The sequence below is a fragment of the Chryseobacterium sp. JUb7 genome, assembly GCF_024806495.1.
Taxonomy (GTDB): domain Bacteria; phylum Bacteroidota; class Bacteroidia; order Flavobacteriales; family Weeksellaceae; genus Chryseobacterium.
The window spans coordinates 414053-439683 of record NZ_JANUFF010000002.1 but is presented as its reverse complement, the minus strand read 5'-3'; the positions used below and the strand labels follow the sequence as shown (position 1 = coordinate 439683).

The 25631-nt window shown below is 34.3% G+C and carries 27 protein-coding genes; 12 read left to right on the top strand and 15 right to left on the bottom strand.

All coding sequences use genetic code 11. The features are described 5' to 3' along the window. The 12 genes from M2373_RS05565 (at position 1) to M2373_RS05510 (ending at position 12843) form a co-directional block, all read left to right on the top strand. On the top strand, positions 1 to 1065 hold the full coding sequence (locus tag M2373_RS05565) for a DUF2931 family protein (protein WP_259108472.1): 1065 nt from the start codon (positions 1 to 3) through the stop codon (positions 1063 to 1065). Positions 1066 to 1419: 354 nt separating this feature from the next. Next, positions 1420 to 1836 (top strand): type VI secretion system tube protein TssD, encoded by a 417-nt coding sequence (tssD, locus tag M2373_RS05560; protein ID WP_259108470.1) that lies wholly within the window; start codon positions 1420 to 1422, stop codon positions 1834 to 1836. A 260-nt stretch (positions 1837 to 2096) separates the two neighbouring features. Continuing rightward, complete coding sequence (locus M2373_RS05555; RefSeq protein WP_259108467.1) at positions 2097 to 4280, top strand: type VI secretion system Vgr family protein; 2184 nt, start codon at positions 2097 to 2099, stop codon at positions 4278 to 4280. Between the two features lie 8 nt (positions 4281 to 4288). Continuing rightward, entirely contained in the window at positions 4289 to 5086 is a 798-nt protein-coding gene (locus M2373_RS05550) for a hypothetical protein (protein ID WP_259108464.1), read from the top strand. 4 nt (positions 5087 to 5090) lie between these two features. Further along, positions 5091 to 6761, top strand: a complete 1671-nt coding sequence (locus tag M2373_RS05545) for a polymorphic toxin-type HINT domain-containing protein (protein ID WP_259108462.1) — start codon at positions 5091 to 5093, stop codon at positions 6759 to 6761. Positions 6762 to 6771: 10 nt separating this feature from the next. Next, complete coding sequence (locus M2373_RS05540; protein WP_259108460.1) at positions 6772 to 7215, top strand: hypothetical protein; 444 nt, start codon at positions 6772 to 6774, stop codon at positions 7213 to 7215. 139 nt (positions 7216 to 7354) lie between these two features. After that, positions 7355 to 7831, top strand: a complete 477-nt coding sequence (locus tag M2373_RS05535) for an ankyrin repeat domain-containing protein (protein ID WP_259108458.1) — start codon at positions 7355 to 7357, stop codon at positions 7829 to 7831. After that, positions 7832 to 8182, top strand: coding sequence for a hypothetical protein (locus M2373_RS05530; RefSeq protein WP_259108456.1), 351 nt, complete (start codon positions 7832 to 7834; stop codon positions 8180 to 8182). A gap of 57 nt (positions 8183 to 8239) precedes the next feature. Continuing rightward, on the top strand, positions 8240 to 8683 hold the full coding sequence (locus tag M2373_RS05525; protein WP_259108454.1) for a hypothetical protein: 444 nt from the start codon (positions 8240 to 8242) through the stop codon (positions 8681 to 8683). A gap of 82 nt (positions 8684 to 8765) precedes the next feature. Continuing rightward, entirely contained in the window at positions 8766 to 9116 is a 351-nt protein-coding gene (locus M2373_RS05520; protein WP_259108452.1) for an immunity 51 family protein, read from the top strand. Between the two features lie 168 nt (positions 9117 to 9284). Continuing rightward, complete coding sequence (gene polA, locus M2373_RS05515; protein ID WP_259108450.1) at positions 9285 to 12125, top strand: DNA polymerase I; 2841 nt, start codon at positions 9285 to 9287, stop codon at positions 12123 to 12125. Between the two features lie 268 nt (positions 12126 to 12393). Further along, positions 12394 to 12843 carry a DUF4822 domain-containing protein gene (locus M2373_RS05510; RefSeq protein ID WP_259108448.1) on the top strand — a complete coding sequence of 150 codons (450 nt, stop codon included), beginning with the start codon at positions 12394 to 12396 and terminating at the stop codon, positions 12841 to 12843. Between the two features lie 60 nt (positions 12844 to 12903). Here the strand turns inward: M2373_RS05510 and M2373_RS05505 are convergent, their stop codons facing one another. The 15 genes from M2373_RS05505 to M2373_RS05435 form a co-directional block, all read right to left on the bottom strand. Continuing rightward, on the bottom strand, positions 12904 to 13650 hold the full coding sequence (locus M2373_RS05505) for a protein phosphatase 2C domain-containing protein (RefSeq protein WP_259108446.1): 747 nt from the start codon (positions 13648 to 13650) through the stop codon (positions 12904 to 12906). A 3-nt stretch (positions 13651 to 13653) separates the two neighbouring features. Next, a complete protein-coding gene (locus M2373_RS05500; protein WP_259108444.1) occupies positions 13654 to 14313 on the bottom strand; it encodes a hypothetical protein in 660 nt (219 codons plus the stop codon). 78 nt (positions 14314 to 14391) lie between these two features. Continuing rightward, complete coding sequence (locus M2373_RS05495) at positions 14392 to 14787, bottom strand: immunity 22 family protein (protein WP_259108442.1); 396 nt, start codon at positions 14785 to 14787, stop codon at positions 14392 to 14394. A gap of 84 nt (positions 14788 to 14871) precedes the next feature. Then, positions 14872 to 15582: a hypothetical protein gene (locus tag M2373_RS05490; RefSeq protein ID WP_259108440.1), complete on the bottom strand. Its 711-nt coding sequence runs from the start codon at positions 15580 to 15582 to the stop codon at positions 14872 to 14874. A gap of 1 nt (position 15583) precedes the next feature. Then, positions 15584 to 16141 carry a YdeI family protein gene (locus M2373_RS05485; protein ID WP_259108438.1) on the bottom strand — a complete coding sequence of 186 codons (558 nt, stop codon included), beginning with the start codon at positions 16139 to 16141 and terminating at the stop codon, positions 15584 to 15586. Positions 16142 to 16144: 3 nt separating this feature from the next. Then, entirely contained in the window at positions 16145 to 16678 is a 534-nt protein-coding gene (locus M2373_RS05480) for an HD domain-containing protein (protein ID WP_259108436.1), read from the bottom strand. Between the two features lie 6 nt (positions 16679 to 16684). Continuing rightward, a complete protein-coding gene (locus M2373_RS05475) occupies positions 16685 to 17335 on the bottom strand; it encodes a hypothetical protein (RefSeq protein WP_259108434.1) in 651 nt (216 codons plus the stop codon). A 150-nt stretch (positions 17336 to 17485) separates the two neighbouring features. Continuing rightward, positions 17486 to 18643, bottom strand: coding sequence for an NAD(P)/FAD-dependent oxidoreductase (locus M2373_RS05470; RefSeq protein WP_259108432.1), 1158 nt, complete (start codon positions 18641 to 18643; stop codon positions 17486 to 17488). A 23-nt stretch (positions 18644 to 18666) separates the two neighbouring features. After that, entirely contained in the window at positions 18667 to 19419 is a 753-nt protein-coding gene (locus M2373_RS05465) for an AraC family transcriptional regulator (RefSeq protein ID WP_259108429.1), read from the bottom strand. A 9-nt stretch (positions 19420 to 19428) separates the two neighbouring features. Next, complete coding sequence (locus M2373_RS05460; protein WP_259108427.1) at positions 19429 to 19896, bottom strand: hypothetical protein; 468 nt, start codon at positions 19894 to 19896, stop codon at positions 19429 to 19431. 21 nt (positions 19897 to 19917) lie between these two features. After that, positions 19918 to 20883 (bottom strand): S41 family peptidase, encoded by a 966-nt coding sequence (locus M2373_RS05455; protein ID WP_259108425.1) that lies wholly within the window; start codon positions 20881 to 20883, stop codon positions 19918 to 19920. A gap of 74 nt (positions 20884 to 20957) precedes the next feature. Further along, complete coding sequence (locus tag M2373_RS05450; RefSeq protein WP_259108424.1) at positions 20958 to 21506, bottom strand: hypothetical protein; 549 nt, start codon at positions 21504 to 21506, stop codon at positions 20958 to 20960. A gap of 47 nt (positions 21507 to 21553) precedes the next feature. Beyond that, complete coding sequence (locus M2373_RS05445; RefSeq protein ID WP_259108423.1) at positions 21554 to 23272, bottom strand: ATP-binding protein; 1719 nt, start codon at positions 23270 to 23272, stop codon at positions 21554 to 21556. 6 nt (positions 23273 to 23278) lie between these two features. Continuing rightward, complete coding sequence (locus M2373_RS05440) at positions 23279 to 24388, bottom strand: sensor protein KdpD (RefSeq protein ID WP_259108421.1); 1110 nt, start codon at positions 24386 to 24388, stop codon at positions 23279 to 23281. 120 nt (positions 24389 to 24508) lie between these two features. Then, positions 24509 to 25594 carry a porin gene (locus tag M2373_RS05435; RefSeq protein ID WP_259108419.1) on the bottom strand — a complete coding sequence of 362 codons (1086 nt, stop codon included), beginning with the start codon at positions 25592 to 25594 and terminating at the stop codon, positions 24509 to 24511. Positions 25595 to 25631 lie beyond the last annotated feature (37 nt).

Sequence of the window (25631 nt, the reverse complement as noted above, 5' to 3'; positions counted from 1 at the left end):
ATGAATTTGAAAATCAAAATATTAACCTGCCTGCTGGGATTATCGCAGCTTATCAGCTGTCAGCAAACAAAAAAAGAATCTATGTCTAAAAAAGAATCTGTACCCGTTTATAATGTAGAAATTTCGCATCCCGATAATGCTTATTTAATCACTCCTGTTGAGGATAAGATTATTACATTCGAAGGAAATGATTCAAGTCTGCCTTATGGAAGTTCGTCAGGAAGCTGGGGGGATTCCGGGAAAACTTTTACAGAAAGAACAGGAACTCCAAAAGGGGTTGATATTGTCTATTTTTCAAGATATGAAGATACTTTTTATCACCTGAAGACCAATTTTCCTGAAAATGAAATCAAAGATATGGTTCGAAGGGCTTATGCTGATGAAGAGGATACTGACTGTGGTGTATTAAAAGAATTTGTGTACACCGATAAAGAAAAATATTGTGGTGCTTACAAAAAGTTAGGAGATCTGGTCCTTGGATTTGCACCGAAAGGAATGGTTGTTGTCTGGCTTCGGTTCGGATATGTACAAAAAGAGCTGGGCAGGTTTCAGGCAGAGGTAGTGAAAGATGATAAAAAATATGCAGATCAGCTTTTTTCAAAAATTTCTCAGACAAGAGAGAGTATTAAAAAAGATATGTTTATAAGCAATGCTTCTCCGGAGCTTTGGGATAATTACAGAACCCGTTACGATTGGGCTCCAGTGGTTCATTCTGAAAATAAAGGTTTTAAAATTTTTAATATTCAAACCGAATACTATAATGGAGAACGGGAAGTAATGCTTCGTCCCTGGGTAGAAAATCCGGCATCTAAAGAAAGAGCGATTCCCAAAGAAATTACCTTCTTCTGGGAAACCGGAAAAGGTGAAGCTTTTGAAGGAAGAGCATTTTTTAATTGGGAAAAACTCAATAATCAATTCAAAAAAGCGGGTAAGAATTTTAAATTAAATATAAAAATCTCACCCGATAATAATTCATGTGAGATTCTTCTTGATGATGATCCTGTAAAAATTGACAGTACAAGAATCTATAAAAGTAATTTTACGTTTAAAGATTCTTACCAGTAAAATATCCTCAGTTTAAAAAAACAATGACAGCAGAAATGTTGTCATTGTTTTTTATTTTAGTACTGAAAATATTGTTTTTTTTGATGGAAATTCTGTTAAAAAATCATAATATTTCCCTTTTTGGTGTGGATTATAATTAAATTTTTTATATTTTTATTGTTCATAATTGTTTGTTTTTCAATTAAATATTTTAACCATTATATCCCGATGTCGTAGAATTACTACACCAAATCGTAGAATTACTACAAAAATTTAAATTGCAATTAAAAAACTTTCATTTCACATCAAAGGGGTATATCTTTGCTAAACACAATCACCAAATCACAAAATATTAACGATTAAAATTTACAAATCATGGCAGCAAATTCTAGAGGAATTTTAAAATTCAACGGAGGCGAAGGTCAAAAACTATTAAAGCTTAACTACAGCGTATCAAGATCTACAGACGTATCAGGTAGAGTAGCATCAGATCCTTCCAACGCACTAATCAAAGTTACAGTAGAAGCTACTGAAAAATCAGACATCTTAGAAAGCTTATTGAACGGAAAGTATAAGCCTACAACAGGTGAAATCACGTTCAACAAATCACACGAAGAAGGTACTCTGATCACTTTAACATGGAATAACGGATATGTTATCCAGCACGAAGTAGACTTCGACGCCGTAGATGAAAACAGCATGCTGATCAGCTTCATCGTAAGTGCTGAAAAGATCGATTATGGTAATTCTGCTTACGAAGGGGTATGGCCTGGAGGTGACGGAAATAAATAATTAAATCAATCATCTTAGTAAAAATAAAATTGGTACAGAATAGTGGACTCATTGCGGGTAAACTATTCTGTTTTTTTCTTTGTTGGAATAATGAAATAAAATTATTGGATATTGAATTGTTACTAAATTAAATATTCTTCTTTCATTTTTTATTAGAAATAATTTTCAATTGATTCTTGGTATTAATTGAAAATATTTTGGTTCGATATACGCTTTAAGTAGTTAATCTTATATCATAAAAAAACAAAACACAAGGCACCATGTTTCAGGATAAAAAATCAACAAAAATACAAAGTCCCGATTCTGTCAATGACTCTCTGAAGAATGTACAGAATGTGGCTAAAGAAGAAGTTGCGAAAGCAGCCGAAGAAAAATTGCAGAAGGTAAACGGAGCAGTGCAGAAAACAACTCAAAAAGTTGCTAAAGCTCAGCAGATCTATTCAGGAGTTGCTCAGAATGCACCTAATATGTTTATGAATCAGCTTACCGGAAACAATAATCCTTCAATCACAGAAGATAAAGTTTGGTCTAAACAGCCTACTTCCAAAATACATAATGCTGCTGCGATTCCGGAAAACCAGATTATGGGGATCAATCGGGTGGTAAAGCTCGAAATAGTAATTGAAGGAAAAACAATAAAACACTTTAAGCATTTTAAACTCACCCAAAGCGCCGTGAAACATCATGAATTCAGCCTCATGTTGGCGTACGACAGTTTGGGAAATGCTGAAAATCATAATCTTGAAGAAGCTCAGAACTTTCTGGGAAAAAGAATTACCGTAGTTTTTAAATATAAAGATGTGGAAGACGGCCCCGAAAGAAATTTTGTAGGTGTTATCACTGAAGTAGGTTTCAGTCAGGAAAAAGGAAGCTTAGGAAATATTGTACTTACAGGTTTCAGTCCAACGGTTCTTTTAGATGCAGCTCCCCATATTCAGAGTTTTGGAGGAGCACAGGAAATCAGCTTAAACAGCATTGCCGACCAGGTTATAAAAGAAGGCCTGGGGCAAAATAAATTCGATTTCCGTGTAGATTCTCAACACGGAAATGTTTCTTACAGTTCGCAGTATGAAGAGACGCACTATAATTATCTGGCAAGAATAGCTGAAGCGTATGGTGAGCAGTTTTATTATGATGGGGAGGTGCTCCATTTCGGAAAACTTCCGCCTCAGGAAAAACCGGTAAGGCTTACCTACGGAAGCAGTGTGAATGATGTAAAGATCAAAATGAAAGCCCAGCATGTTAACCCTACTTTTTATGGTTATAACAGCAGTAAGAACGAAAAACTCACCACCGGAAATTCAAAAATAAACCATACTTCAGATATCGCAAAAAGAGCGTACGAAATCTCAGAAAAAACATTTCAGACTCCATCTTTAAGGGTTGCCCCCATTAAGGCATCTTCATTTATGGATATTGACGCTTCCCAAAAAGGAACAGCAGGAAGCAAAGCGGCTGATGTATTTGTAACATCTGCTACGACTACAGTTCCGTTTTTATATCCGGGATGTGTAGCTGATATTGAAATGCGTAAAACAGAGACTAACGAAACGTCTTATTTCACCAAATTAATGATCATTGAGGTGACGCATGAAGTCGATGCAAGAGGTTATTATGACGGAACATTTGAAGCTATTGCTTCAGATACCGGATTTATTCCGCGTCCTGAATTTGAGCAGCCAAGAGCTGAATCTCAGTTTGCAAAAGTTATGTCAAACACAGATCCTATGAATCAGGGTCGTGTACAGGTGCAGTTTGACTGGCAGAATGGTTCAACAACGACAGAATTTATCAGGGTAATGACTCCTGATGCCGGAAGCAGTGATAAGGTGAATAAAAACCGCGGATTTATGGCAATTCCGGAAGTTGGAGACCAGGTGATTGTCAATTTTGTTCATCAGCATCCTGATCGTCCTTTTGTAATGGGCGGAATGTTTCATGGCGGAATTGGTGCAGGAGGTGGGGCTGGAAATAATATTAAAAGCTTAAGCAGCCGAAGCGGAAATAAACTGGAATTGGATGATGGAGCGGGTTCCGTATTTCTTACCGATCAGGGTGGTGCCAATATGAAATTTGATGGTGCAGGAAATGCTACGACCAATGCCAATAACGATAAAACCGTAACCGTAGGAAATAACAATACCGTAAAAGCCGGAAATACCAGTATGATCAATGTGGGAGATGCCTCAATTCTTCAGATGGATAAGGCAGGAAATGTCTCTCTTACCGCTAATACAGAATTCAAAATTGTAGTCGGTGCCAGCACGATAGTTATTAATAAAGACGGAAAGATTACCATCAATGGTAAAGAAATCATTATGGATGCCACGGAAAAAATTACGGCTTCAGGTTCCAGTGAATTTAATATAGGAAGTAAAAAAACTAATATCGCCGGTAAAACAGAAGTGAATATTGGCGGTCCGAAAGTGAAAATCAATACGTAAAACACAGAATGGAAAAGGACAAAACCTTTAAATATAATACAGAAATTGTAGGAACTACAAAAGTTCACAGTGTAAAAAGCGATTACAAAATCAGGATTAAAAATGAGGTGACTTATAAAGGTCTTGAAGACGGGCTGTATCGTTTCAACATCGTAGAAACATTATATGAGCTGGATGATTATGAAGATCCTATTATGACTCAGATTGCTGAAATGACCAACAGGATCTGCAGTATTTACAAAGAAATAGAATTGGGAATCAATGCAGAAGGAGTTATCGAAAAGATCTTTAACAGAGACGAAATCCGTAATCAATGGCAGAAAGTAAAAGAATGGCTTACAAATGCTCACCCGCTGGAATCCTATGAAGTGATCCGTGCCAAAGAATTTGAATTGAGCAATGAAGAAATGGAAATCAAGAACATCCGCTTTATTCATTTTTTACACCAGTATTTTTTCATTTTCAGGCAAAGCGTAGAAAACGGAGGAACAAAATATATCAAGAAAAATGAAATGGACAGGTTCGGAGCCGGAATTGTCATTCCCGTTAATATCAACCTAAAAGAAAATGAGTTGGAAGACGGAACAACAGAACGAAATTATGAAGGAAAAATGGTTCGCGACAATAAAGTTATTGAGCGCCTGAGAACTTTTGCGAAAGATAATTATATGCACCCCGAATATAAAATGACCGGGAAGTATATCTATGATAATATCACATTATTAGAGTCTGATTTTACCATTACCGAAGAATTGGGAGAGTTTTACTACAACCATTCATACCTTCAATTAACCTTGGAAGAATAAGATTATGGAAGAACAGTATCTTACCGAAAAACATTATCTGGTTTGTACCAAAGGGATGGCTCCCAAACAGATGAAAGTAACGAGCCAGAAAATGACGTACATGAGTGGCCATCTGGCAGCTACAGAAAAAGATACTTTAAAAGACAATAATTTTCTGTGTCTGGGAAGCGTTGCTTTTATGGCAGGAGCAGTCGCCGGAGTCTGCTGTTGTATTCCGGGGCCGGGATGGCTGGTTGCTGCCATTATTGCGGCAGCCCTTATTGCGGCTGTAGCCATAGGGTATTTTAAATGTAAAGCAGCTGCTGTTCAGAGAGTCTGGACAAACCAATCTCCTGTGTTAGAAATTCAGGGGAAAAAAGCACTCTCTTTATCCTCAGTTATGATGTGTCCTGCTGAAGGGGGAACCATCACCCCAAAAGAAACGGTCTGGGAAGCCTGGGGAAGTGCTGCACTGACAAATTTGGGACATGTTGCCAATTTTGCATTTGGTTTTCTGGCAGGAAGAGGTCTGGGTGGAATGACGGTAGGTGCGACTTCGGCTGCAGGAGGGGTTTCAGCGTTAGCCACAAGGCAGGGAGCTGCAACATTCGGAAGAGAATTCGGAAGGCAGTTTGTGAATACAGCCAAAACGGAATTAATAGAACAGTTTACGTTTAAAGGCTTTATGAAAGCACCCATGTTCTGTAAAATTATGAGAGGACTCGGAATCGGAGGCGCTTATTATGAGCAATACAGCATATGGAGCAGTGATCAGGATACGTTGGATAAACTAAAAGAAAGCAGTGTTGCTTTAATTTTAAGTGTTTTTGCTGCGAAAGGAGCCAGTCTGGTCTGTTTTCCGGCCGGAACAAAAGTGCATACACAGAACGGTTTAGCCAATATTGAAGATCTTTTTGAAGGAGATTTTGTGCTTACGTATAATGAATTAACAAAAGAACAGGAGTTTAAACCGATTCTTAAAAAACACGAAAGATTTACTTTACAGATGCTTTCCATCGAATTGCCGACAGGAGAGTTTGTACAGGTAACCCCAGAACACCGTTTTTTTTGTAATGATGAATGGATTGAAGCCAGAGCATTACAGGCAGGTGACCTGCTTCATTTGAAAGGAGGTGATTATACCACAGTAATAAGTGTAGAAACATTGCCGCATTACGAAAAAGTTTTTAATTTTGATATTGAAGGAAATGAAAATTATTATGTGACCGAAGATGGAATTTTGGTACATAATGGGTATAAACTTGAAGCTGGAACTCCTGAACATAAAGCCCAAAGATGGGAAGATTATCAGGCAAGAGGAGGAGAATTGGATTATGATGACTGGAGTAAAAGATATGATGTTGCCATTCAAAATGCTAACAAAGGAAATGCGGCAGCAGATGCCTACCATGAACAGATTGGGTGGGGTACACGTGAAGTAACGGTAAAAGTAGATTTAGACGGACAAACTGTTAACCGAAGATTAGATATTGCAGATGTTGAAAATAAAATGGGAGTTGAGGTTAAATCTGGTAACTATTTTTCAAGGACAGAAGAAATTATGTACGAAATTAATAGAGATAAAGAGTTAGTAAGGAAGGGCTGGGATATTGAATGGAGAATTGAAGGAGGAGCAAGCCAACCACTACTTGATGAATTAAAAGCAGCAGGAATTACAGTCTCACATAAACCTTAAATAATTAAATATGTCATATACACAAGAAAACTTTCAGGATTGGATATTTTATATTGATGATAAAATGGATTCTTTTATAGAAGAATTTGCAAAAAAGAACAATTTAAATCTTAATTACACTATAAAATCATTAGATGAGTTAGAATCTTGGATTATCAATACTTTCAATGATCGATTTGAATTAAAAGAAAATCCGGAACTTTTAGATTTACTCACTATTTATATAGGTGAAACTTTTCGTAAACATATTGGTGGTAAATGGTTCATGGATACTGAAGATAAAGCAAATGCTTATTATATGATGCCTGTCCTTACCAGCCCAGATTATAAAGGTGAAAAATATATTGCACCACTTACATTTGCAACAGCTTGTATTTCAAGAAAAAAAGGGAATTATATTAGCACAATTCTAAAAAATTGTATGGAGGATATGGCAATTCCAATTAAGGACTAGTTTAAAAATGATATTCTACTGATTAATAGAAATTTATGTAAATAAGAATTATAACTCAAAATAATTCTCAGGTGAAGATTGATATGGGTAAATAGAATAAGAGCTTTACAAAAACTTCTCTGATTGAAAACTAAAATTAATGGAAAACCTATTCAAAATTATTACAGATGGTAATTTAGATGCTGTAAAAGAAGCAATTAATGAATCAAATATAAATGTATTAAATGTAAATAATATGTCTCTTTTGCAGGAAGCTCTTAAAAATAAGCAAGACGACATAGCTCTCTATTTAATTGAAAAAGGAATCAATGTCAATAATCAAGATTATCAAGGACAGATTGCTTTACATTATATTGCTGTTTACAAAAATGATTTAAAAGTTGCAAGATCTATTATCCAGAATGGAGCTGATATCGATATTAAAGATAAATTTGGAAATTCAGCATTATGGACATCTATCTTTAATGCTAGAGGAGAGTATGATCTTGTAAAGCTCCTTTTGGAAAACCAGGCTGATTTAAAATCAGCGAACAGCGCAGGGAAGACACCATATGATTTAGTGTACATCATGAAGTTCCCGGAACTTATTGATTTAATTAATGAATACTCGGTTTAAATGATTACAATTTTTTTTAATGATAATTTTAATAATTTGACATTAAAGAATCTCGCATATGATTTTGAAAAATGTTATCAATTATTTTTAGAGGTGATGAAATATACAGACAATTCATTTGGAATATCTGTTCATGAAAAAACATTACAATTCTACAAAGAAAATGAAGACAGAATTTTAGTAGAAATTATAAATACTAATCTGGTCAATCATCAGATGTTTGCAAATTTTGAACAGTCGGTTGATATCATTAAAGAAATCTATCAGAAAAATGCTATAGAGGTTTTATCACCAATGAGACTGGTCGATATCAGAAGAGAATCCTTAGATGATGTTCTAAATAAAATCTAATACATATTTGTGGAACTTATAAAGCAGTGAACTGGGTCATATTGTTAAAATTATTATATGTCATACACACAGGAAAATTTTCAAGATTGGATATTTCATATTGATGATAAAATGGATATATTCACAGGAGACTTTGCACAGGAAAATAATTTGGATTTAGATAACACCATAAAATCATTAGATGAGTTAGAAACTTGGATTATCAACACTTTCAATGATCGATTTGAATTAAAAGAAAATCAGGAGCTTTTAGATTTACTCATTATTTATATAGGAGAAACTTTTCGTAAATATATTGGTGGAAAATGGTTCATGGATACTGAAGATAAGGCAAATGCTTATTATATGATGCCTGTCCTTACCAGCCCAGATTATAAAGGTGAAAGATATATTGCACCGCTTACATTTGCAACAGCTTGTATTTCAAGAAAAAAAGGGAATTATATGAGTACAATTCTAAAAAATTGTATAGAGGATATGGCAATTCCGATTGAAGACTAAAAAGTTAATATATGTTATAAAAAACTTTCCAAAACAGAAATTTATTATCTTTAATATCCAATTAAAATTAATAAAAAACAGTATGGAAGCCTACAATTTTGAAACAACGATTAAACCCTTTTTCTGGGTATCCTCCGAAAAAACTTCTTCAGTTTGTTTAAATGCAGGAACTTACAAACCTGATATTTTTGAATGGAGAAAAGATGAAGGTTTTGAAGGCAACGGTTACGACTGGACTTCGCTGGCAATAGTTTTTATAAGCGAAAAGAAGCCGCATCTTGCCAATGATATTAAATTTGATCCTGAAGCCGACATGTTTTGCGCCTATTCTGAAAAACCGGAGAGCTTGAAAGAATTTATTTCAGATTTCAAAAAAACCTGTGACGACGAAATGGTAATCCAGGATTTATTTTCAAAAGCAGAATTAGATTAACATCAGTTTATATTTTTCAAAAGATCTCAGAAATGAGGTCTTTTTTAATTTTACAGTTAAAAAACTGTAAAATTAAAGCAGCTGTTTCTAAATGACTTTTCTCTTAGTCTGAATATCTTTCAACACAAAAAAGAACTCTTTTTCTTATATTTGTTCATTATACAAAATATGGACGCGACTCAAGATAAAAGATTATTTCTCATCGATGCTTATGCGATGATTTTCAGGGGATATTACGCATTGATCAGAAATCCTAGACTTACCAGTAAAGGATTAGACACATCTGCTATTTTTGGTTTTACAAATTCTTTGATCGAATTGATCAGAAGAGAAAGACCTACCCATTTAGCTGTTGTTTTTGATGTGGGACAGGCGAGTGTAAGAACCGATGATTTTGCAGACTATAAGGCTAACAGAAGTGAGACTCCTGAAGCTATTAAGATTGCTGTTCCATACATTCATAAAATTTTAGAAGCGATGCACATCCCGTATTTAGGGGTTGAAGGCTATGAAGCGGACGATGTGATCGGAACCATTGCGTGTAAAGCTGAAAAAGAAGGTTATACTACTTTTATGGTAACTCCGGATAAAGATTTTGCACAATTGGTTACAGATAAAATTAAAATCTATAAACCAGGTCTGAAAGGTGGAGATATTGAAATTTTAGGTGTAGAAGAGGTGAAAGCTAAATATGAAATCGAAGACCCTAAACAGGTTATTGATTATTTAGCGATGATGGGGGATGCGGTAGATAATATCCCCGGATTGCAGGGCGTTGGTGAAAAAACAGCCATGAAATTTCTTAAAGAATATGGCAGTATAGAAAATCTTTTAGCCAATACTCATGAGCTGAAAGGAAAAATTAAGGAGAAAATTGAAGCTTCTGCCGAACTTGGAATTTTATCTAAAAAATTAGCGACGATTATATGTGATGTTCCAATTGAGTTCCATCAGGAACAATACGATCTTGAGACACCTGATTTTGAGCAGGCCAAAAAAGTTTTTGAAGAAATAGAATTTACAAGATTATACGAAAACCTTTACCGTGCTTTTGCTCCAGCTGTTACCACAACGACGGTCGTTGCTGAGGTTGAAGTCACGGTTGAGGAAACAACACCTCAACAAAAAGTAGCGCAGGCAGTTGGCCAGCTGGATCTTTTCGCAACGTATGAAGAACTGGATCAGGCAACTTCCTCAAAATCAACAATTGAGCACAATGATCATTTATATCAATTTGTTGATAACCCGAAAGCTCAGAAAGTTCTGGTCAATAACTTGTTAAAACAGAAAGCGGTTTGTTTTGATACAGAAACAACCTCCCTGAATGAGCTGGAAGCAGAATTGGTGGGAATGAGTTTTTCCTATAAAAAAGGACTGGCTTATTACATTCCTCTACCGGAAGATCAGGGTGAAGTTCTACAGATATTGGAGATTTTCAGACCTTTTTTCGAAAAAGAAGATTTGCTGAAAATTGCCCACAATCTTAAATTTGATTATAAAATTCTTCAGCGCTATCAAATTACCGTTAAAGGAGCCATGTTTGACACGATGATCGCTCATTATCTTTTAAATCCTGACGGAAGACACGGAATGGATTATCTTTCAGAAGTTTATTTAAATTATAAACCGGTTTCCATTGAAACAATAATCGGTAAAAAAGGAAAAAATCAGGGAACTTTCAGAGATGCTGATCTTAGAACGCAGACCGATTATGCTGCGGAAGATGCTGATGTAACGTTCCAGCTGTATGAGCTCTTTGCCCCTCAGTTAAAAAAGGAAAACCTTGAAGATTTATTTTTCAATATAGAAATGCCGTTAATGGAAGTTTTAGCTAAAATGGAATTAGCCGGAATTTCTCTTGACGAAAAATGGCTGGCTCAGGAAAGTATCGATCTTGATAACGATTTACGAAAACTGGAAGCTAAAATATTTGAATTTTCAGGGGAAGAATTCAATATGAACTCACCAAGACAGTTGGGAGATATTCTGTTTGATAAAATGCAGCTTGATCCGAAGGCCAAAAAAACAAAAACAGGTCAGTATGCGACCTCAGAAGATGTTCTTCAGAAATTAGCTTCAAAGCACGAAATTATTCAACATATTCTTGAATACAGAACCTATCAGAAGTTAAAGTCGACCTATGTGGATGCTCTGCCTTCACAGATTGAAAAGACAGATAACCGTGTTCATACCAATTTTTCGCAGACTACAGCGGCAACAGGCCGTCTGGCAAGTGTAAACCCGAATTTACAGAATATCCCGATCAGAACGCTCAGAGGGCAGCAGATCCGTGGAGCTTTTGTTTCAGCAGAAGGAAAGAAGATTATTTCAGCGGATTATTCGCAGATTGAACTTCGTTTGATTGCTGAAATTTCAGGAGAAGATAATATGATTAAAGCTTTCCAGGATGGAGAGGATATTCACGCTTCTACCGCTGCCAAATTATTTAAAATTCCTTTGGAGGAAGTTTCAAAAACCCAGAGAAGCCAGGCCAAAACAGTAAATTTCGGAATCATTTACGGACAGGGAGCTTTTGCATTGGCAGAACAGACAGGGCTTTCGAGAACTGAGGCCAAGCAAATGATCGAAGCCTATTTTGAAACCTATCCGAAGTTAAAGGAATATATGGCCGGACAGGTGAGCAAAGCCCGTGAAATGGGTTACGTAGAAACTATTCTGGGTAGAAAACGTCATTTAAAAGATATCAATTCCAATAATTTTGTTGTAAGAGGTCATGCCGAACGAAATGCGGTAAATGCACCTGTTCAGGGAAGTGCTGCCGATGTGGTAAAGATGGCAATGATCAAAATTCAGAAACAGCTGGAAGATCAGAATCTTCAGACAAAAATGCTGCTTCAGGTTCATGACGAATTGGTCTTTGAATCTCCTCTTAATGAAATTGAAATCGCTTCAAAATTAATTAAAACTGAAATGGAAAGTGCACTGGAAACTCAGGTTCCTCTGCTGGTAGAATTAGGGGTCGGAAATAACTGGCTTGAAGCCCATTAAATTTATAAATTAAGAATTTTTAGTTTTAATTTTTTGTTAATAATATTAAATAATATTAAAATTTTCAAAAAAATAATTGTTGAAAACTTTCGTGTCATGCGAAAGTTTTCTTGTTTTTAAAAGGTTTATTATTTTGTTGTTGGTATATTATTAACTGAATAATGTTTTTATGTTTAATATTTTAATTGTTACCATAAGTTTCAGATTTTCAACAAGGTTTGATGCCTTACAGAAAAATGTTATGTTTGCAATAACAAAAACAACACAAATGAGAATTCTGAAAATTGCACTTCTGCTGGTGCTTAGTCTCTCGGCTATTTCAGCGATGGTAACTTCCTGTGACAACAGTCATACGGAGTATATCACAGAGACTACACCTTCCCAGACCCTGGCTTCTGTAAAGTGGAAAACCACTTTGGTGAAAGATGCCAACGGGCAGGATGTTACCAATCAAAATATGCAGTTCGTAGGAAATGCACAATACAATATGGATGGAACCTATACCATTACCAATTTCGACGGTTCTGTAAGATCAATAGGAGACTGGTCTATTACTGCCGATGGAAAGCGTAGAATATTAGTGGGTAAAAACTTAAATGGAAATGGCGAAATTATTTTCACAAGAATCGTAGATATTATTACGCTGACACCCAAGTCTTTTGTCTATACCATTACAATAAACGGACAAAAACTGACAGTAGAACATGTGCCCTTTTAACACAGGAGCATCTTTTTTGGTTTTGACACCTCAACTTCCGCTTTTGTAGTGGGAGTTTTTTTATGAAATATTTTCTATTATTCTTATAATGGCCAGATCATCGGTAGGCTTCATTCCAAATTGATTCTCCAGTTTTTTCATTTTTTTATTGAGCATTTCATCCGTTTCATGACCGGATTGTTCTTTGAGAAGATAATGGAACACATCAATTTTCTCTTCGTGTTCCAGGCTTTTAAGCCTGGTTAATGTGAAAATTCCATCGGTTGCGACTGAAAAATCATGAATATTATTGAAATATAGTTTTTGAGTTTGGCTGGCATACCAGTCATTAAAGTTATCTTTTAGATGAAAGGCAAAGTAATCCGGTTTATTATCACGATCATAATCATAAATTTCACCATCAATGCAGATAACACCGTCACCGACTGTTAATACAATACCTTGTTTTTCCTTTTTGTGATAAAGAACAATAATTAATGTTGTTAACAGCTCTTTCTCGTCAAGCATTAACTGATTTTTAATTAAATTAAGCTCAGTGAAGACATTTTGAAGAATAGCTTTAAGTTCAGTGTCTGGGTCAAAATGAGCTGAACCGGGTTCATACAGTTCCCGATATCCGGTTTCAATGGCAGTTTTGCGTAATATTTTTGCTACTAACGTAGATGCGAAATGACTTTCCATTGCTGTAGAGCAGCCATCCATCACAGCAGCTATGATGCGGTCACTACCTATATTTTTAATTACTAATGCATCTTCACAATGATTAAGATGATAGTCACCGATTTGTAATGTGGAATAAATGTTCATGATTTATGATAGAGCAAAAGTTAAAAATGCGGTGAACATCACCAAACTTAAAAACATAATAAATAATGCGGCTTTTTTAATGTCACTTAAGCCTCGTCCTTCTTTTAAAATAAAACTTCTGAAACCTTCCGACATCAGAAAAAGCAAAGTGATCAAAAAAAGTAACCCCAAAGCTGCTGCAATTCCAAATCCAAACGGCTTTGATTTTGAACCTTCATTAAAAAGAGACAGGAAATCATATAAAAATAAAAGATTCCAGATCACAATAAAAGTGATTGGCAGAAAAGGTTTCAGAGGAAATCCGCCTTGCTTTTGCCAGGTAATAATCTTAGGATCGTTTTTTATTTCTACTGAATTTCGTTTTTCTAAAAAACCGGTATTTTGAATCTCATCAATGACAATATTCGGATCTTTTATGGTCCAGAAAATTATATTTTCATTATAGTTGGATACTTTATGAACAATTTTAATCCCCTGCCCAATTAATGGAAGTGAAGAATAAGCTTTAATGCTAATAATATCCTGTGGCTGAAAAATAAGATTTCCAATCAGTGAAGCATTGATTTTAAGGATGTTTTCGTCAACATATAAATCTGCAAAAGGATAGGTAGCATTAGCACGTCCGATTCGGGCTCCTCCGGTAATTTTGAAAGATTTGCTCATCGAATTGATTTAAAATAGGTTATCTTTTTTTAATTTAAGATAATCCTTTAAAAGAATTAAAAGATTATCTCAAACTTTTTAGGCACTGTATTCAATACCACCGATATATACCAGAGAAAAGAAATCATTTTCTACAGAAACAGGTTTGGGAACTTGCTTATTTAGAAAAATAATGGAGTTGATATTCATATTCAGGTTCAGCTCATTAATTCTGTTGATTAAAATAGGAAGCCATTGTTCTGCGAATGAATATTCTGAAAACTTCTCATAAAGACCAATATTTCTGTCATCAAAACCATATTCTACAAAATCGTGATCAAGCCAGATAGTGTCCTGAGATTCTGCAAATTTTGAAACATATTTTTCATCAGATTCTTCTTCCAAATAGAAATTTTCATCCTCTTCTACAAATTCATAAAAATCTTCCTCACTGTTGAAATTTCCTATCCAGAAATCTAGTACGTCTGTATTCATAATTTAATTGTAAGCCCTTATTTTTTGATGGGGAAATTCAAAGTTATCATTTAATATTTTAAATTAAAAACAAAATGGACAGAACTATTTTTGAAATAAATATTTCAGCATTTGATTAACGGACGATGAATCTTGTTTTTCGATTTGAGAACATTGAATACCATATTCCATAGATTGCTTTTTAGAATAAATGTAATTTTTAAGCCATAATTTTCCTTTTGATTGTATGAACTTTTGATCAAGTTGGGGACCTATTTCAAATCGATATTCAGAATGGCAACTTAAACAGTTGTTTTCATAAAAAACAATTCCTGGTGGGGATTTTTTATCTTTAAATTGATTAATTATTAACGACTCCTTTCGTATAGATTTTCCAAGTTTAATCGTCTTATAAATATCTAAAACATCCTGAGTATTTCCTTTTTTATTATACATGTATAAACCGCTTGTGGAATCTGTTTTGGGAATATAAACTGATGCAAGGCCAGCTTGTTTGTTTTTAGAGGTTTCAAAAATAGCTTCTTTTCCATCAATTGTAATTTGTCTGAAAAGATTATTTTGTAACGGATTTTTATATATTTTAGGATTATACCTTCCATATTCGATCCAAATGGTATCACCATTTTTTGACAGATAAGAAATATAGGTATCAATGCCTTCCATTTCTGTAAATGTCCAATCTGAAGGATAGTTAAATTTTACTTTTCCTATTTCAAAGTGATGTATAGAAATATTTTCTTGTTTTGAACAAGATGTGATTGAAAATATGATTAAAACTAATGGAAGATATTTCATATCACAAAACTCTTTTCCCTAATTCACTTTCAATAATCGTCTTCTCCAACCTCGACAACCTCGTTTTTTCCTGTTTCGCACTCGTAATCCAATGCAAAATCACCTTTTTATAAGAAGGCGCTTGGTTATTAAAAAATTCCCAAGCTTTTTTATTGGTTTTAAATTGTTTTTCATAAGCAGGATCAAGCATTGCCGGTTCTTTTTCATGAGAATAAATTGCAGATTTTTCTTCCTTTCTGAGTTCAAAGGCTTTTAATCCTTCAGGTTTCATTAATCCCGCTTTCGAAAGATCTTCAACTTTTTTGATGTTAATAGCGCTCCAGATACTGGTCGGTTTTCGAGGCGTAAAACGGATGCTGTAACTTTCATGATCAATAGATTTTCTAATCCCGTCGATCCATCCAAAACATAATGCCTGATCTACAGATTGCGGCCAGGTCATGGATATTTTTTTTGTTCCTACTTTATAAAATCCTACGAGCAGTTCTTTTTCTGTAGCGTGATTTTTTTCAAACCAGTCTCTGAAATCTTCCTGAGTTTCAAAAAAAGTTGCATTCATTTTTTACTGATTATAAGTTTCAATTTTATCTTTCAATCTGTTTTCCAGGTATTCATTTCCACCACGGAGTTCTTCAAGAATAGTTTGAGCCTCTTCTTTATATTTTTTGATTTTTTCTGAAGTCCAGAAATGCGGCGGAGTTTGTAGATTTGTAATTCTGTCTGCCAGTTTTACGGCCCAAACTTCTTTTGGCTGTAACTTAATTCTTTTCAAGCTGTCCTGCATTTTTTCAGATTTTTCGAGATCCGAATTTTTAGTTAATGCTAAAACTCCCTCAGTGATTTTTTTTCCAAATGCCTTTTCAAGTTGTTCAGAAGTCACATCTGTATCTTCCAAAGTATCATGCAGCAAAGCCAGTTGAACAGCAAATTCTGTGTCGAAATTTTCTGACTTTTCCGAAGCAAGCAGAATTTCCATGGCGACATTGCTGAGATGAACAACATACGGAAGATTGGTCCCCGGAATGGTTTGTTTTTTATCGGTATGCAGTTGAGCTGCAAATTTTATGGTGTTTTGATAAATATCCTGAATATTCATTAGTTTTTATTTTTTGGAATTGAATTTCTCAAAATCTGATTGCAATATTTCTGAAATTAAATTTTCTTCAATTAAATAATTCATCATCATTTTCAAAAAATTCTTAGCTTTTTTGAGGAAATCTTTTTCGAAATTTTCTTCACCAACTTCTGTAAGATTTATATGAGCTCGATGTATAAAACGACCGGAACCTTCATAATTTTTACTTATAAATAAAGTGCCAACTAAAGAAATGTATGAAACAAAGGTGTATTGAATGTGATTTCTTCTTAAATAACTGTTCGGAAGGTTTTTATTTAAATATTGAATATGGTTTATTATATTAATTGAATGTTTTTCTCTTTCAATAACAAAAAAATCATCAACGATTTCTCCATCAAAATTCACTTGTAATTTGTAATATCCAATCGGAATTAAACTTTCAGAAGTATAGAGGCTGATCCTTGTATCTATTGTAGGGGAAAGAAATGAGTGTTGAATATTAAATTCATATCCATCAAAAACCGGATTGATTTCACTTTTATCAAATCCATTTAGAAGATCATTATTTTCTTCAGAATTTTCAGAAAAAAGCTCTTCAAAACTTTCGAATGTTTTTTCCCTGAGTTTAAATTTTTTACAGATATCTGTTAATTGTTGATTAAGATTTGTAATCATTTGTTTTTATAATAGAGAAACTAAATTAGTTATTTTCCTGATATTTAAATTATTTTCACTAAAAAGTTTCAGGCGGGAGCAAAGCTCCCGCCTGAAACCTAATATCATTCTAACCTCAACCTCAAAACATCTAATCTCAAATTCCAGGAACTATTGGATTTCCTCTCCCTGAAACATTTCCAGCAGATTTTCAATTGCATTCGGTGCGTGAAGCATTTCAGTATTGAATAAAGTGATTTCTGTAATCTCAGATGAACGTTTCAGCATATTCTGTTCATATTCTGAAATCGCGGATTTTAGATCTTTGAATCTGTCGTTCGTGAGGCATTCAGCCAATTCGTAAGCATCCTGCATGGCCATGTTTACTCCTTCTCCGGCATAAGGCGGCATTCTGTGAGCGGCATCACCCAATAAGGTTAAATTAGATGAAGTTTTCCAGTATTGATCGAGAGGGAAGTGGTATTGGGCACGCGGAATAATAGATATTTCTTTACTTTCAAATAATTCCTGCCATGTTTTATCCCAGGACGAAAATTCTTTTTTAAACCACTCAAAAACCTCTTGCTTATTATGAAAATCAATTCCGGAATCCTTTATCCAGTTTTCGTCAGTTTTACATCCGGTATAAAAGGTCAGTGTTCCGTCACCTTTTGTGCTGAAAAGTAACGACTGATTATGATCTAAAGCAAAAATCTTTCCGCCATTTACCAGTTTCCAAAGTTTCGGAGCATTGATTTCAGCATTATAAATATTACCTTCTACTATTGTAACTCCGGAATACATAGGTTTAATATCCGTAAGATAAGGTCGGATTTTTGAATTGGCTCCATCTGCTGCTATCACAATGTCGGCGTAATAAGAATTTCCATTTTTGAAATAAAGAAGCCAGCCTTCCCCTTCTTTTTCCATGGAAACAAACTGACTGTCCCAAACCACTGTTTCAGGATCTAAAGATTCCAGCAAAATTTTTCTGAGCGGTGCTCTGTCGATTTCAGGGCGGTCTTCATCGTGAGAGTTTTCGGAAGTGTGATCGTCTAAATAAATATTTAAATTTTTATCTAAAACTTTTAATTTTCCAGCCCCCGGGCGGTAATTTTCTTTGAATTTTTCGATTAAACCGGCTCTGCGAAGTGCTTCAAGTCCCGATTCTTCATGAAGATCCAATGTTGCACCTTGTACGCGAACATCTTTATTTTCATCCCTTTCATATACTTTTACAGCAGCATTTTTCAATTGTAAAAGCCTGGCTAATGTTAATCCTCCGGGACCTCCGCCAACGATTGCTATTTTTTTATTTTTTATGACCATAATTTAAATTTTATGGTACAAAATTACTTTTTGGGCAGAACGGAAAATTGTATAAATCGGTCGTTTTTATTTTGACTTAATTCTTTCGGAAGAAATCCCGAAAGCTTTTTGATCTCTTTAATAAAATGAGGCTGGTCAGAAAAATTTTCTTCAGGAAATAATTTTCCTTCTTTGATATGCTGAAAAGAAGCTCTGAAACGCAAAATTCCGCAATATGATTTCAAAGAAATTCCAAATTGCTGGTTAAAATATCGGTTGATTTGTCTTTCGCTCCAAATTACTTTCTCTGAAAGCTCTTTCACCGATAATGAACCTTTGGAAGCATAAATCAAATCAAATAATTTAAGTTTTCTATCATCAGTTTTTTGAGTGGAAAGTTCTGTATTAATTTTAGCTGAAATTTTTTCGCAGAACTTTTCAAAATCATGTAGATCATCAATAGTAAAGCCCCAATAATCAGACGGTAAAATTTTTGCATTATTTAATAATTCTGAAACACTTTGATGAAGAATATATTCCGTTGCCAGTAAATTAAAACTAACTGCAAAAATCTTAGTTTTTTCTGCAATAATAACCTGCTCAGGATGCGTTCCGATTCCTAATAAAACCACATGAAAAGGTTCTGTTGAAGATTCAGAAAAGATCAGATCGATCCTTCCGTCAGGTAAAAGAATGACTTCTTTATTTTCCGACGGATTATCTAGCATCCAGAAACTCTCGACAAAATCCCGAAGTGATGGATCTGATTGACTGGATTGATAAATAAAACTGCTCATCAAGCAAATTTACTTAAAAACTAATATGGTAAAAGGTTCGTTTTCTTGTCCTGTCCGTGGGAAGATGAACCTTATTTGAGATTTATTTTTAAAATAGTCTACAAAAGTTTCTCCTCCGGGAATTTTTCCTGTTTCGGTTTTTTTGTAGCCCAAATTGGTAATTGTTTTTAGATATTGATCATATTCACGTTTATTTTTAAACTGAAACTCGACCCGATCTGCTGATTTCTCATTTATATACTCAAATTTTCCGATCTTATATTGAAAATCAGAACTATCATATTCGTATAAATTGAATTCTGAACTTTCAGTTTTATCATAATAGGAATATTTCAGTTTTTTAATTTCAGCTTTAAATGTTGGCATATCCATTTTGTTGAATTTTTCCAGCTGTTCCAGTGAAAAAGCCTGTCCAAATCCTTGAAAATAAAGGCCTAAAATTAGTATAAGTGTTAAGGAAATTTTGAATTGATTCATATTAATATTTCGGGTTGAGGTTTATAGGGCTTTTATTTTGCTGATATAATCATTTAATTGATCACTTTTAATTTCAATATCAGGATGAATTCCTCTTCCAACTTCTTTATAAGGATATTTTGTTCTGTCGATTAAAGTTCCTGTTGTAATCACCAAAAAGGCATTGTCCGGCAATTTAAATTCAGAATTATCTGAAGTTAACCCCTGCGTATTACAACCTATAATTTTCACGTTTTTTTGTCCCTTAAAACTAGCTACAACAAATTCTCCCGAACTTGCCGTTTTCTTATTGGTTAAAATATAAATAGGCTTATTTTTATTTTTGATCTTGATATCCGGAATAGGAATTGTGCCTATTTTTTGTTTTCCAAAATAAATACCGTCGTTTTTACTCATAAAAAAACTTATCGCACCTGAATTGTCCATAGATCCTGATGCATTATCGGTATCTAAAAAAGGACGGATTGATTTTAGCATGGGAGAAAACATTCCGCCTTCATTATCCCTAAGATCAATGATCCAAAGTTTTGGATTATTTTGATCCAGTTTTTTTACCTTATCGAAAAATGTCTGTACATATTCATTCCAGTCATCCTGATTCATGTTTCCAATGGCGGGCACGGTGATATATGCTATGTTGCGATCGATCAGGCTGTCTTTTGGATAAGGAAATTCGGCTCCTACTTCTTTAAATCTTTTTAGATAAGCCTCAATAACCTCTGGTTCATAAAATTTTGAATGCTGATCGCCTAATTTTCCTAAAATATTCCTAATGATAGGGTAGGTTTCTCTAATGGTCTTCTTTTCGTTAGCTTGTTTTAAATGCGTTTCTTTTATTGCAGTCCAGTCGATGCTCTTTTTATTAACAGAATTTTGTTCCATGAGCTGAATGGCTTTTTCAACATATGAGGTCGGAGTTTCCTGTGAGTATATTTTGCCTGTAAAAAGAAATAAGCTAAACAGGATGAAGAGAAAAATTCTTTTCATAAGTATCGATTAGTTTTAATGAATCGAAGATACTTATAATAAAACTGTTTAAAAACAAGCAAGCTGAATTTAAATTAACTTTTAGTCTGTTGTTTAAATTTCGATTCATTCTCAAATATTTTCATCATTTTATTTACTTCTTCATCAGTTCCTGCAATAATATTAAAAATTACATACCGGTGGTTGATTTGAGTGAAATAAAAAATGAAATATTGCTTCGTATCATTTCCACCCTCGAATTTAAAAGCAGATTTGTGAAAATCTAATCCCTGAAAATTTTCTTCAGAAATTGTTTTTTCGGTGTAAATATCAGAAGCTTTTTCCTTAATTTTCTGAATGAAATTTTGCTCAAAAGCTTCAATGTGGTCTTTGAATTTACTTACATCTTGTGGTGAGTTGATATAAAGTATCGAAAGTGAAGTTTGTTTGTCATTTTTAAAAATCATTTTTTCAACTCTGCCATTGGGCGATTTTTTTGCAGCTTTTTTAGGCTCCGGAATAACTTTAAATCCGTCCGGAACATTCAATTCCCAACCAATTTCATCAACGATATAGTTTTTTTGCTGTGCTTTTAAATTTAATATACCTATAAATAGAATGATAACGAAAATTTTGAACTTCATTTTTGTTTTTAATTTTCGCAAATTTAATTAAAAGACTTATCAAATATTTATGATGCTGAATTTAATGTAAAATAAAAAGTACTACCTTGATTCAATGTGCTTTTTACCCCAATTTTACCATGTTGTTTTTCAATGAAATTTTTGGAAATAGCCAGCCCGAGCCCAGTTCCGTTCTGATGTTCTCCAGGAACCTGAAAATAGCGGTCAAAGATCTGACGGTGATATTTTTCATCAATTCCTTTTCCGGTATCCGTAATGCTGAATTTTATGTCTGAATCAAATTTTTCAACTAAGATTTCTATTTTTTCATCCTGAAAAGAATGTTTTATGGCATTGCTTAGAAAATTATTCATTACCCAAACGGTTTTATCAAAATCTGCAGAAACAAAATCGCCATCATTCAATAAAAATTGAGTACTGATTGAAATATTTTTCTGCTCCGCCAGTTTTTCAACATTTTTTACTGCCGTCTGAACGATCTCTTTTGGTGAACAGTTTTCAATATTCAAACGGATATTTCCGGTTTCGACCTGTGATAGGTTTAATAGTTCTCCAGTGATGTTCAACAAACGCTGCCCGTCTTCATTAATGCTTTTCAATAATTCCTGCTGCTGATCGTTTAATGCTCCGAATTTTTGATTTCCGAGCAGTTGAACTCCCATTTTTATGGCAGAAATCGGCGTTTTTAATTCGTGGGAAATGGTGGCAATGAAATTGGTTTTTGCAAAATCAAGTTCTTTGAAAGGCGTAATATTTCTTAGTAAAATAACTTTTCCGATGTATTTTTTTTCTTTTTCCCCGGTCTTGACAATATTAATCGGAATAATATCCTGTTCAAAATAATTTTCTTTATTATCAGAAACAATTTTAATAGGATCTTTTTGCGGATGATCTATATTTTTTAATAATTCTCTTACCAGATCATTGTTTACGGCAACTTCATGAACTGTTTTTCCAATGATTTCTTCTTTGTTCAGATTGGTGATTTTCAATGCTTCATCATTGATCATATAAATGAAATGATTTTCATCCAGACCAATCACAGCATCATGCATATTATTCACCAGCGTTTCAATACGCTTTTTATCCATCAGTTGTTTGGATAGGGTGCTGCTTTCATATTCCTGAAGCTTTTCGGCCATAATATTAAATGAATTCGCAAGATCATTGAACTCTTCACTGCCTTTAAAATGAACTCTTTCGTTATAATTTTTATTCGCAATCTGTCGGATACTGAAAGTCAATTGGTTGATTGGTTCCGCAATGGTTTGAGGAAGATTGAATAACAGAATGAAAGCAATTAAAAAACAAACGGTACCCAGACTTACAATCCAGAAAGTGGCATTTTCTGCTGTAATAATGGCAATATCACTCTTTCGTTCAATACCTTTCATATTTAAAGACATGATCGTTACCAAATCTTCACGGATAAGTTTTTCTTTCTCTTCTGTAGGTTGCTTCAGATAACTTTTAAAATGTAAATTAAGATTCTGGGTGGCTTCTTTCTCTCCGAATTCAGTTAGATTTTTTTCCTGTAAAATACTGTTTTTCTGAAAATCCTTAATGGCAACACTGCTGTCGGTTTTGATCTTATCTAAAGCCAAAAGCATATTTTTGGAGAATTCTATACTGTTATAATTGGCGGTAAGAATTTTCTCTGTGTCAGATTTTAATTTGTTGATGTACACAGACCCGATTACTGACAGTAAAACAATCAGAACAAACAGAAGACCGACTCCTAAGGTGAGTTTAGTTTTTAATTTCATTGTGTTTTAAGATAAAATAATAATGTCAATCTGTCTCTCATTCAATCGGTTCATCAGGGTGTAAATCCAGCTGTAGCCAAAAATCCTCTGTAGTAAATGGGCGTGAGGTTTTCCGATACAGACTGTTGTAATATTGTGCTCGATGACGTAATCTAAAATTCCTTTATGGACACTGTTTTCCTTCAGCCGGATCACTTTTGCTCCCAATTCTTGTGCTAAATTAAAATTATTAATTAAATAACGTTGTTTGTTCAATGCTATTTTTTCAGGATTTTCTGCAGGTCGCTGAATATACAAAACCGTCCACGGGCTGTTGTAATAGCTTGCTAATCTTGCGGTTTTCCGAATGATATTTTTCGCAATTTTATCGTTACTGCTTATACAGGCAAGAAATTTTATAGGTTTAAAATTTTCAGTTTTAATTTCCGTTTCTACTTTTCTTTCAACGTGAGTGGCAACCTCTTTTAACGCTAATTCACGGAGTTGCAAAATATGCCCGCTTTGGAAGAAATTATTTAAAGCTGTTTGAATTTTTTCTTTTTTATAAATTTTCCCTTCTTTCAATCTTGTTAAAAGTTCATCAGCGGTTAAATCAATATTCACCACTTCATCCGCAAGAGCTAAAATTTTATCGGGAACTCTTTCTGCTACTTCAATTCCTGTTATTTTCTTGACTTCTTCATTTAAACTTTCAATATGCTGAATATTCATCGCACTGATCACGTTGATTCCGTTGTCGAGAATTTCCAGAACATCCTGCCATCTTTTTTTATTCTTAGAACCTTCAATATTGGTATGAGCCAATTCGTCCACTAAAACAACCTCTGGATGAGCGTTAATAATGGCTTGAAGATCCATTTCCTCCAGATTTTTCCCCTTATAAAAAGACGATCTTCTCGGAATTTCCGGAATTCCTTCAACCAAAGCTTCGGTTTCTTCTCTTTTGTGGGTTTCGATATAACCAATCTTCACATCAATGCCGTTTCGCAAAAGAGCCTGAGCTTCCTGAAGCATACGAAAAGTTTTTCCTACGCCGGCGCTCATTCCGATGTAAATTTTAAATTTTCCTTTTCGGGATTTTTGAATCAGTTCTAAAAAATCGGTTGCTGATGACATTGATTTTATTCTTTTTAATTTAATTTTCTGAAACATAATTATGGCTGGAAGTTTGAGTTTTGGAAGTTAAAAAGGTTCTTTATTGTGACTTTCAGCTTCCTGCCTCTGGCTTCCAGCTTATTAAAACCAGGCTGCTAAACTTGTTGTAATAAAAAAGTTTCCCTGTTTATATTCATTGTTTTTCATAAAAATGGCATCTTTAGAGGAAAATCCTCTGGCTTCTGTACGGAAAATCACGTTTTTAAAAATCGCATAATCCACATTCAAAGAATATCCAAAAGTCTGAAATCCGTTGGGTGTTTCTGTTTTTATGATTACTCCGTTTTTATCATTGTAATATTCCAGTCTTCCGGCTAAAGTCCATTTATTATTCAATTGATATTTCATTAAAATATTCGGTGAATACCAAATATTGTAGCTTTTACTTCCTTTTTCTTTCTGTTCAGCTCCGATATCGAAACCAAGCAGGGTTGAAAATTGCTCTGTCAGTTGAAAATTTCCATGTAAATCATGAAAATAACGCATTCTTTTCTCTTCTTTGGTTTTATCATTTCCAATGAATGAACTGCTGTTAAGGGTGATTTTGTTATTAGGTTTGTAAGTAACCTGATGTCCAAAAGAAAGGCTTTGGTTGCCCTCAGCTTTAGCGACCCGCTGCCATCCGTTTAAAACCAGCCCGCTTAAAAACCATTTTCCATTACCAGAAGTGTATGAAATTTTGGCTCCCGTTTCAAAGTATGGCGAATTTTCTGCCGCAAAACTTCTGGTAAGGTTAAAGTTATCTTTTCCGATTGCGCTTTCCCAACCAATATGGGAAGGCATGATGCCGGCATCGATCCAAATATTTTTTGTTTTTGAAATTTTAATTCCAATATTGGCTTCGTTTACATATCGTAAAGCTGCCTGCTCGGAAGTCATATTGTCCTGAGCATAAGTTCCGGCCATCAAGGCCAGATTTGCCCGAAAGCGATCATTCTGATAAGAACCTTTAATCAAACCAAGATTCAGATTAAGCTCATTGTGACGGTTGTATGAGTACAAAAAATCCTGACGGTGATGATTGGCAGGTTCATTAAAATCGTAGGTGTAAAATAATTCTGCATAAGCAGAAAAGGTAAATTTATTGCCAATTTTCAGTGAATCCGAAGATTGAGCCTTCGGAAAAAATATCCCTAACATGATTCCTATGACAATAGTGTTTCTCATTTTCAAATTTCTAATATAAGTTTGTTTTAATAGCCCG

What these genes read in the sequence shown, in the direction of transcription:
- M2373_RS05470 (WP_259108432.1), bottom strand. Translation starts at nt 18,643, where the DNA reads ATGGTCATAAAAAATAAAAAAATAGCAATCGTTGGCGGAGGTCCCGGA.
- tssD (WP_259108470.1), top strand. Translation starts at nt 1,420, where the DNA reads ATGGCAGCAAATTCTAGAGGAATTTTAAAATTCAACGGAGGCGAAGGT.
- M2373_RS05530 (WP_259108456.1), top strand. Translation starts at nt 7,832, where the DNA reads ATGATTACAATTTTTTTTAATGATAATTTTAATAATTTGACATTAAAG.
- M2373_RS05475 (WP_259108434.1), bottom strand. Translation starts at nt 17,335, where the DNA reads ATGATTACAAATCTTAATCAACAATTAACAGATATCTGTAAAAAATTT.
- M2373_RS05495 (WP_259108442.1), bottom strand. Translation starts at nt 14,787, where the DNA reads ATGAATACAGACGTACTAGATTTCTGGATAGGAAATTTCAACAGTGAG.
- M2373_RS05485 (WP_259108438.1), bottom strand. Translation starts at nt 16,141, where the DNA reads ATGAATGCAACTTTTTTTGAAACTCAGGAAGATTTCAGAGACTGGTTT.
- M2373_RS05520 (WP_259108452.1), top strand. Translation starts at nt 8,766, where the DNA reads ATGGAAGCCTACAATTTTGAAACAACGATTAAACCCTTTTTCTGGGTA.
- M2373_RS05500 (WP_259108444.1), bottom strand. Translation starts at nt 14,313, where the DNA reads ATGAGCAAATCTTTCAAAATTACCGGAGGAGCCCGAATCGGACGTGCT.
- M2373_RS05550 (WP_259108464.1), top strand. Translation starts at nt 4,289, where the DNA reads ATGGAAAAGGACAAAACCTTTAAATATAATACAGAAATTGTAGGAACT.
- M2373_RS05545 (WP_259108462.1), top strand. Translation starts at nt 5,091, where the DNA reads ATGGAAGAACAGTATCTTACCGAAAAACATTATCTGGTTTGTACCAAA.
- M2373_RS05435 (WP_259108419.1), bottom strand. Translation starts at nt 25,594, where the DNA reads ATGAGAAACACTATTGTCATAGGAATCATGTTAGGGATATTTTTTCCG.
- M2373_RS05445 (WP_259108423.1), bottom strand. Translation starts at nt 23,272, where the DNA reads ATGAAATTAAAAACTAAACTCACCTTAGGAGTCGGTCTTCTGTTTGTT.
- M2373_RS05505 (WP_259108446.1), bottom strand. Translation starts at nt 13,650, where the DNA reads ATGAACATTTATTCCACATTACAAATCGGTGACTATCATCTTAATCAT.
- M2373_RS05490 (WP_259108440.1), bottom strand. Translation starts at nt 15,582, where the DNA reads ATGAAATATCTTCCATTAGTTTTAATCATATTTTCAATCACATCTTGT.
- M2373_RS05480 (WP_259108436.1), bottom strand. Translation starts at nt 16,678, where the DNA reads ATGAATATTCAGGATATTTATCAAAACACCATAAAATTTGCAGCTCAA.
- M2373_RS05565 (WP_259108472.1), top strand. Translation starts at nt 1, where the DNA reads ATGAATTTGAAAATCAAAATATTAACCTGCCTGCTGGGATTATCGCAG.
- M2373_RS05555 (WP_259108467.1), top strand. Translation starts at nt 2,097, where the DNA reads ATGTTTCAGGATAAAAAATCAACAAAAATACAAAGTCCCGATTCTGTC.
- M2373_RS05460 (WP_259108427.1), bottom strand. Translation starts at nt 19,896, where the DNA reads ATGAATCAATTCAAAATTTCCTTAACACTTATACTAATTTTAGGCCTT.
- M2373_RS05455 (WP_259108425.1), bottom strand. Translation starts at nt 20,883, where the DNA reads ATGAAAAGAATTTTTCTCTTCATCCTGTTTAGCTTATTTCTTTTTACA.
- M2373_RS05535 (WP_259108458.1), top strand. Translation starts at nt 7,355, where the DNA reads ATGGAAAACCTATTCAAAATTATTACAGATGGTAATTTAGATGCTGTA.
- M2373_RS05440 (WP_259108421.1), bottom strand. Translation starts at nt 24,388, where the DNA reads ATGTCATCAGCAACCGATTTTTTAGAACTGATTCAAAAATCCCGAAAA.
- M2373_RS05450 (WP_259108424.1), bottom strand. Translation starts at nt 21,506, where the DNA reads ATGAAGTTCAAAATTTTCGTTATCATTCTATTTATAGGTATATTAAAT.
- M2373_RS05540 (WP_259108460.1), top strand. Translation starts at nt 6,772, where the DNA reads ATGTCATATACACAAGAAAACTTTCAGGATTGGATATTTTATATTGAT.
- M2373_RS05525 (WP_259108454.1), top strand. Translation starts at nt 8,240, where the DNA reads ATGTCATACACACAGGAAAATTTTCAAGATTGGATATTTCATATTGAT.
- M2373_RS05510 (WP_259108448.1), top strand. Translation starts at nt 12,394, where the DNA reads ATGAGAATTCTGAAAATTGCACTTCTGCTGGTGCTTAGTCTCTCGGCT.
- polA (WP_259108450.1), top strand. Translation starts at nt 9,285, where the DNA reads ATGGACGCGACTCAAGATAAAAGATTATTTCTCATCGATGCTTATGCG.
- M2373_RS05465 (WP_259108429.1), bottom strand. Translation starts at nt 19,419, where the DNA reads ATGAGCAGTTTTATTTATCAATCCAGTCAATCAGATCCATCACTTCGG.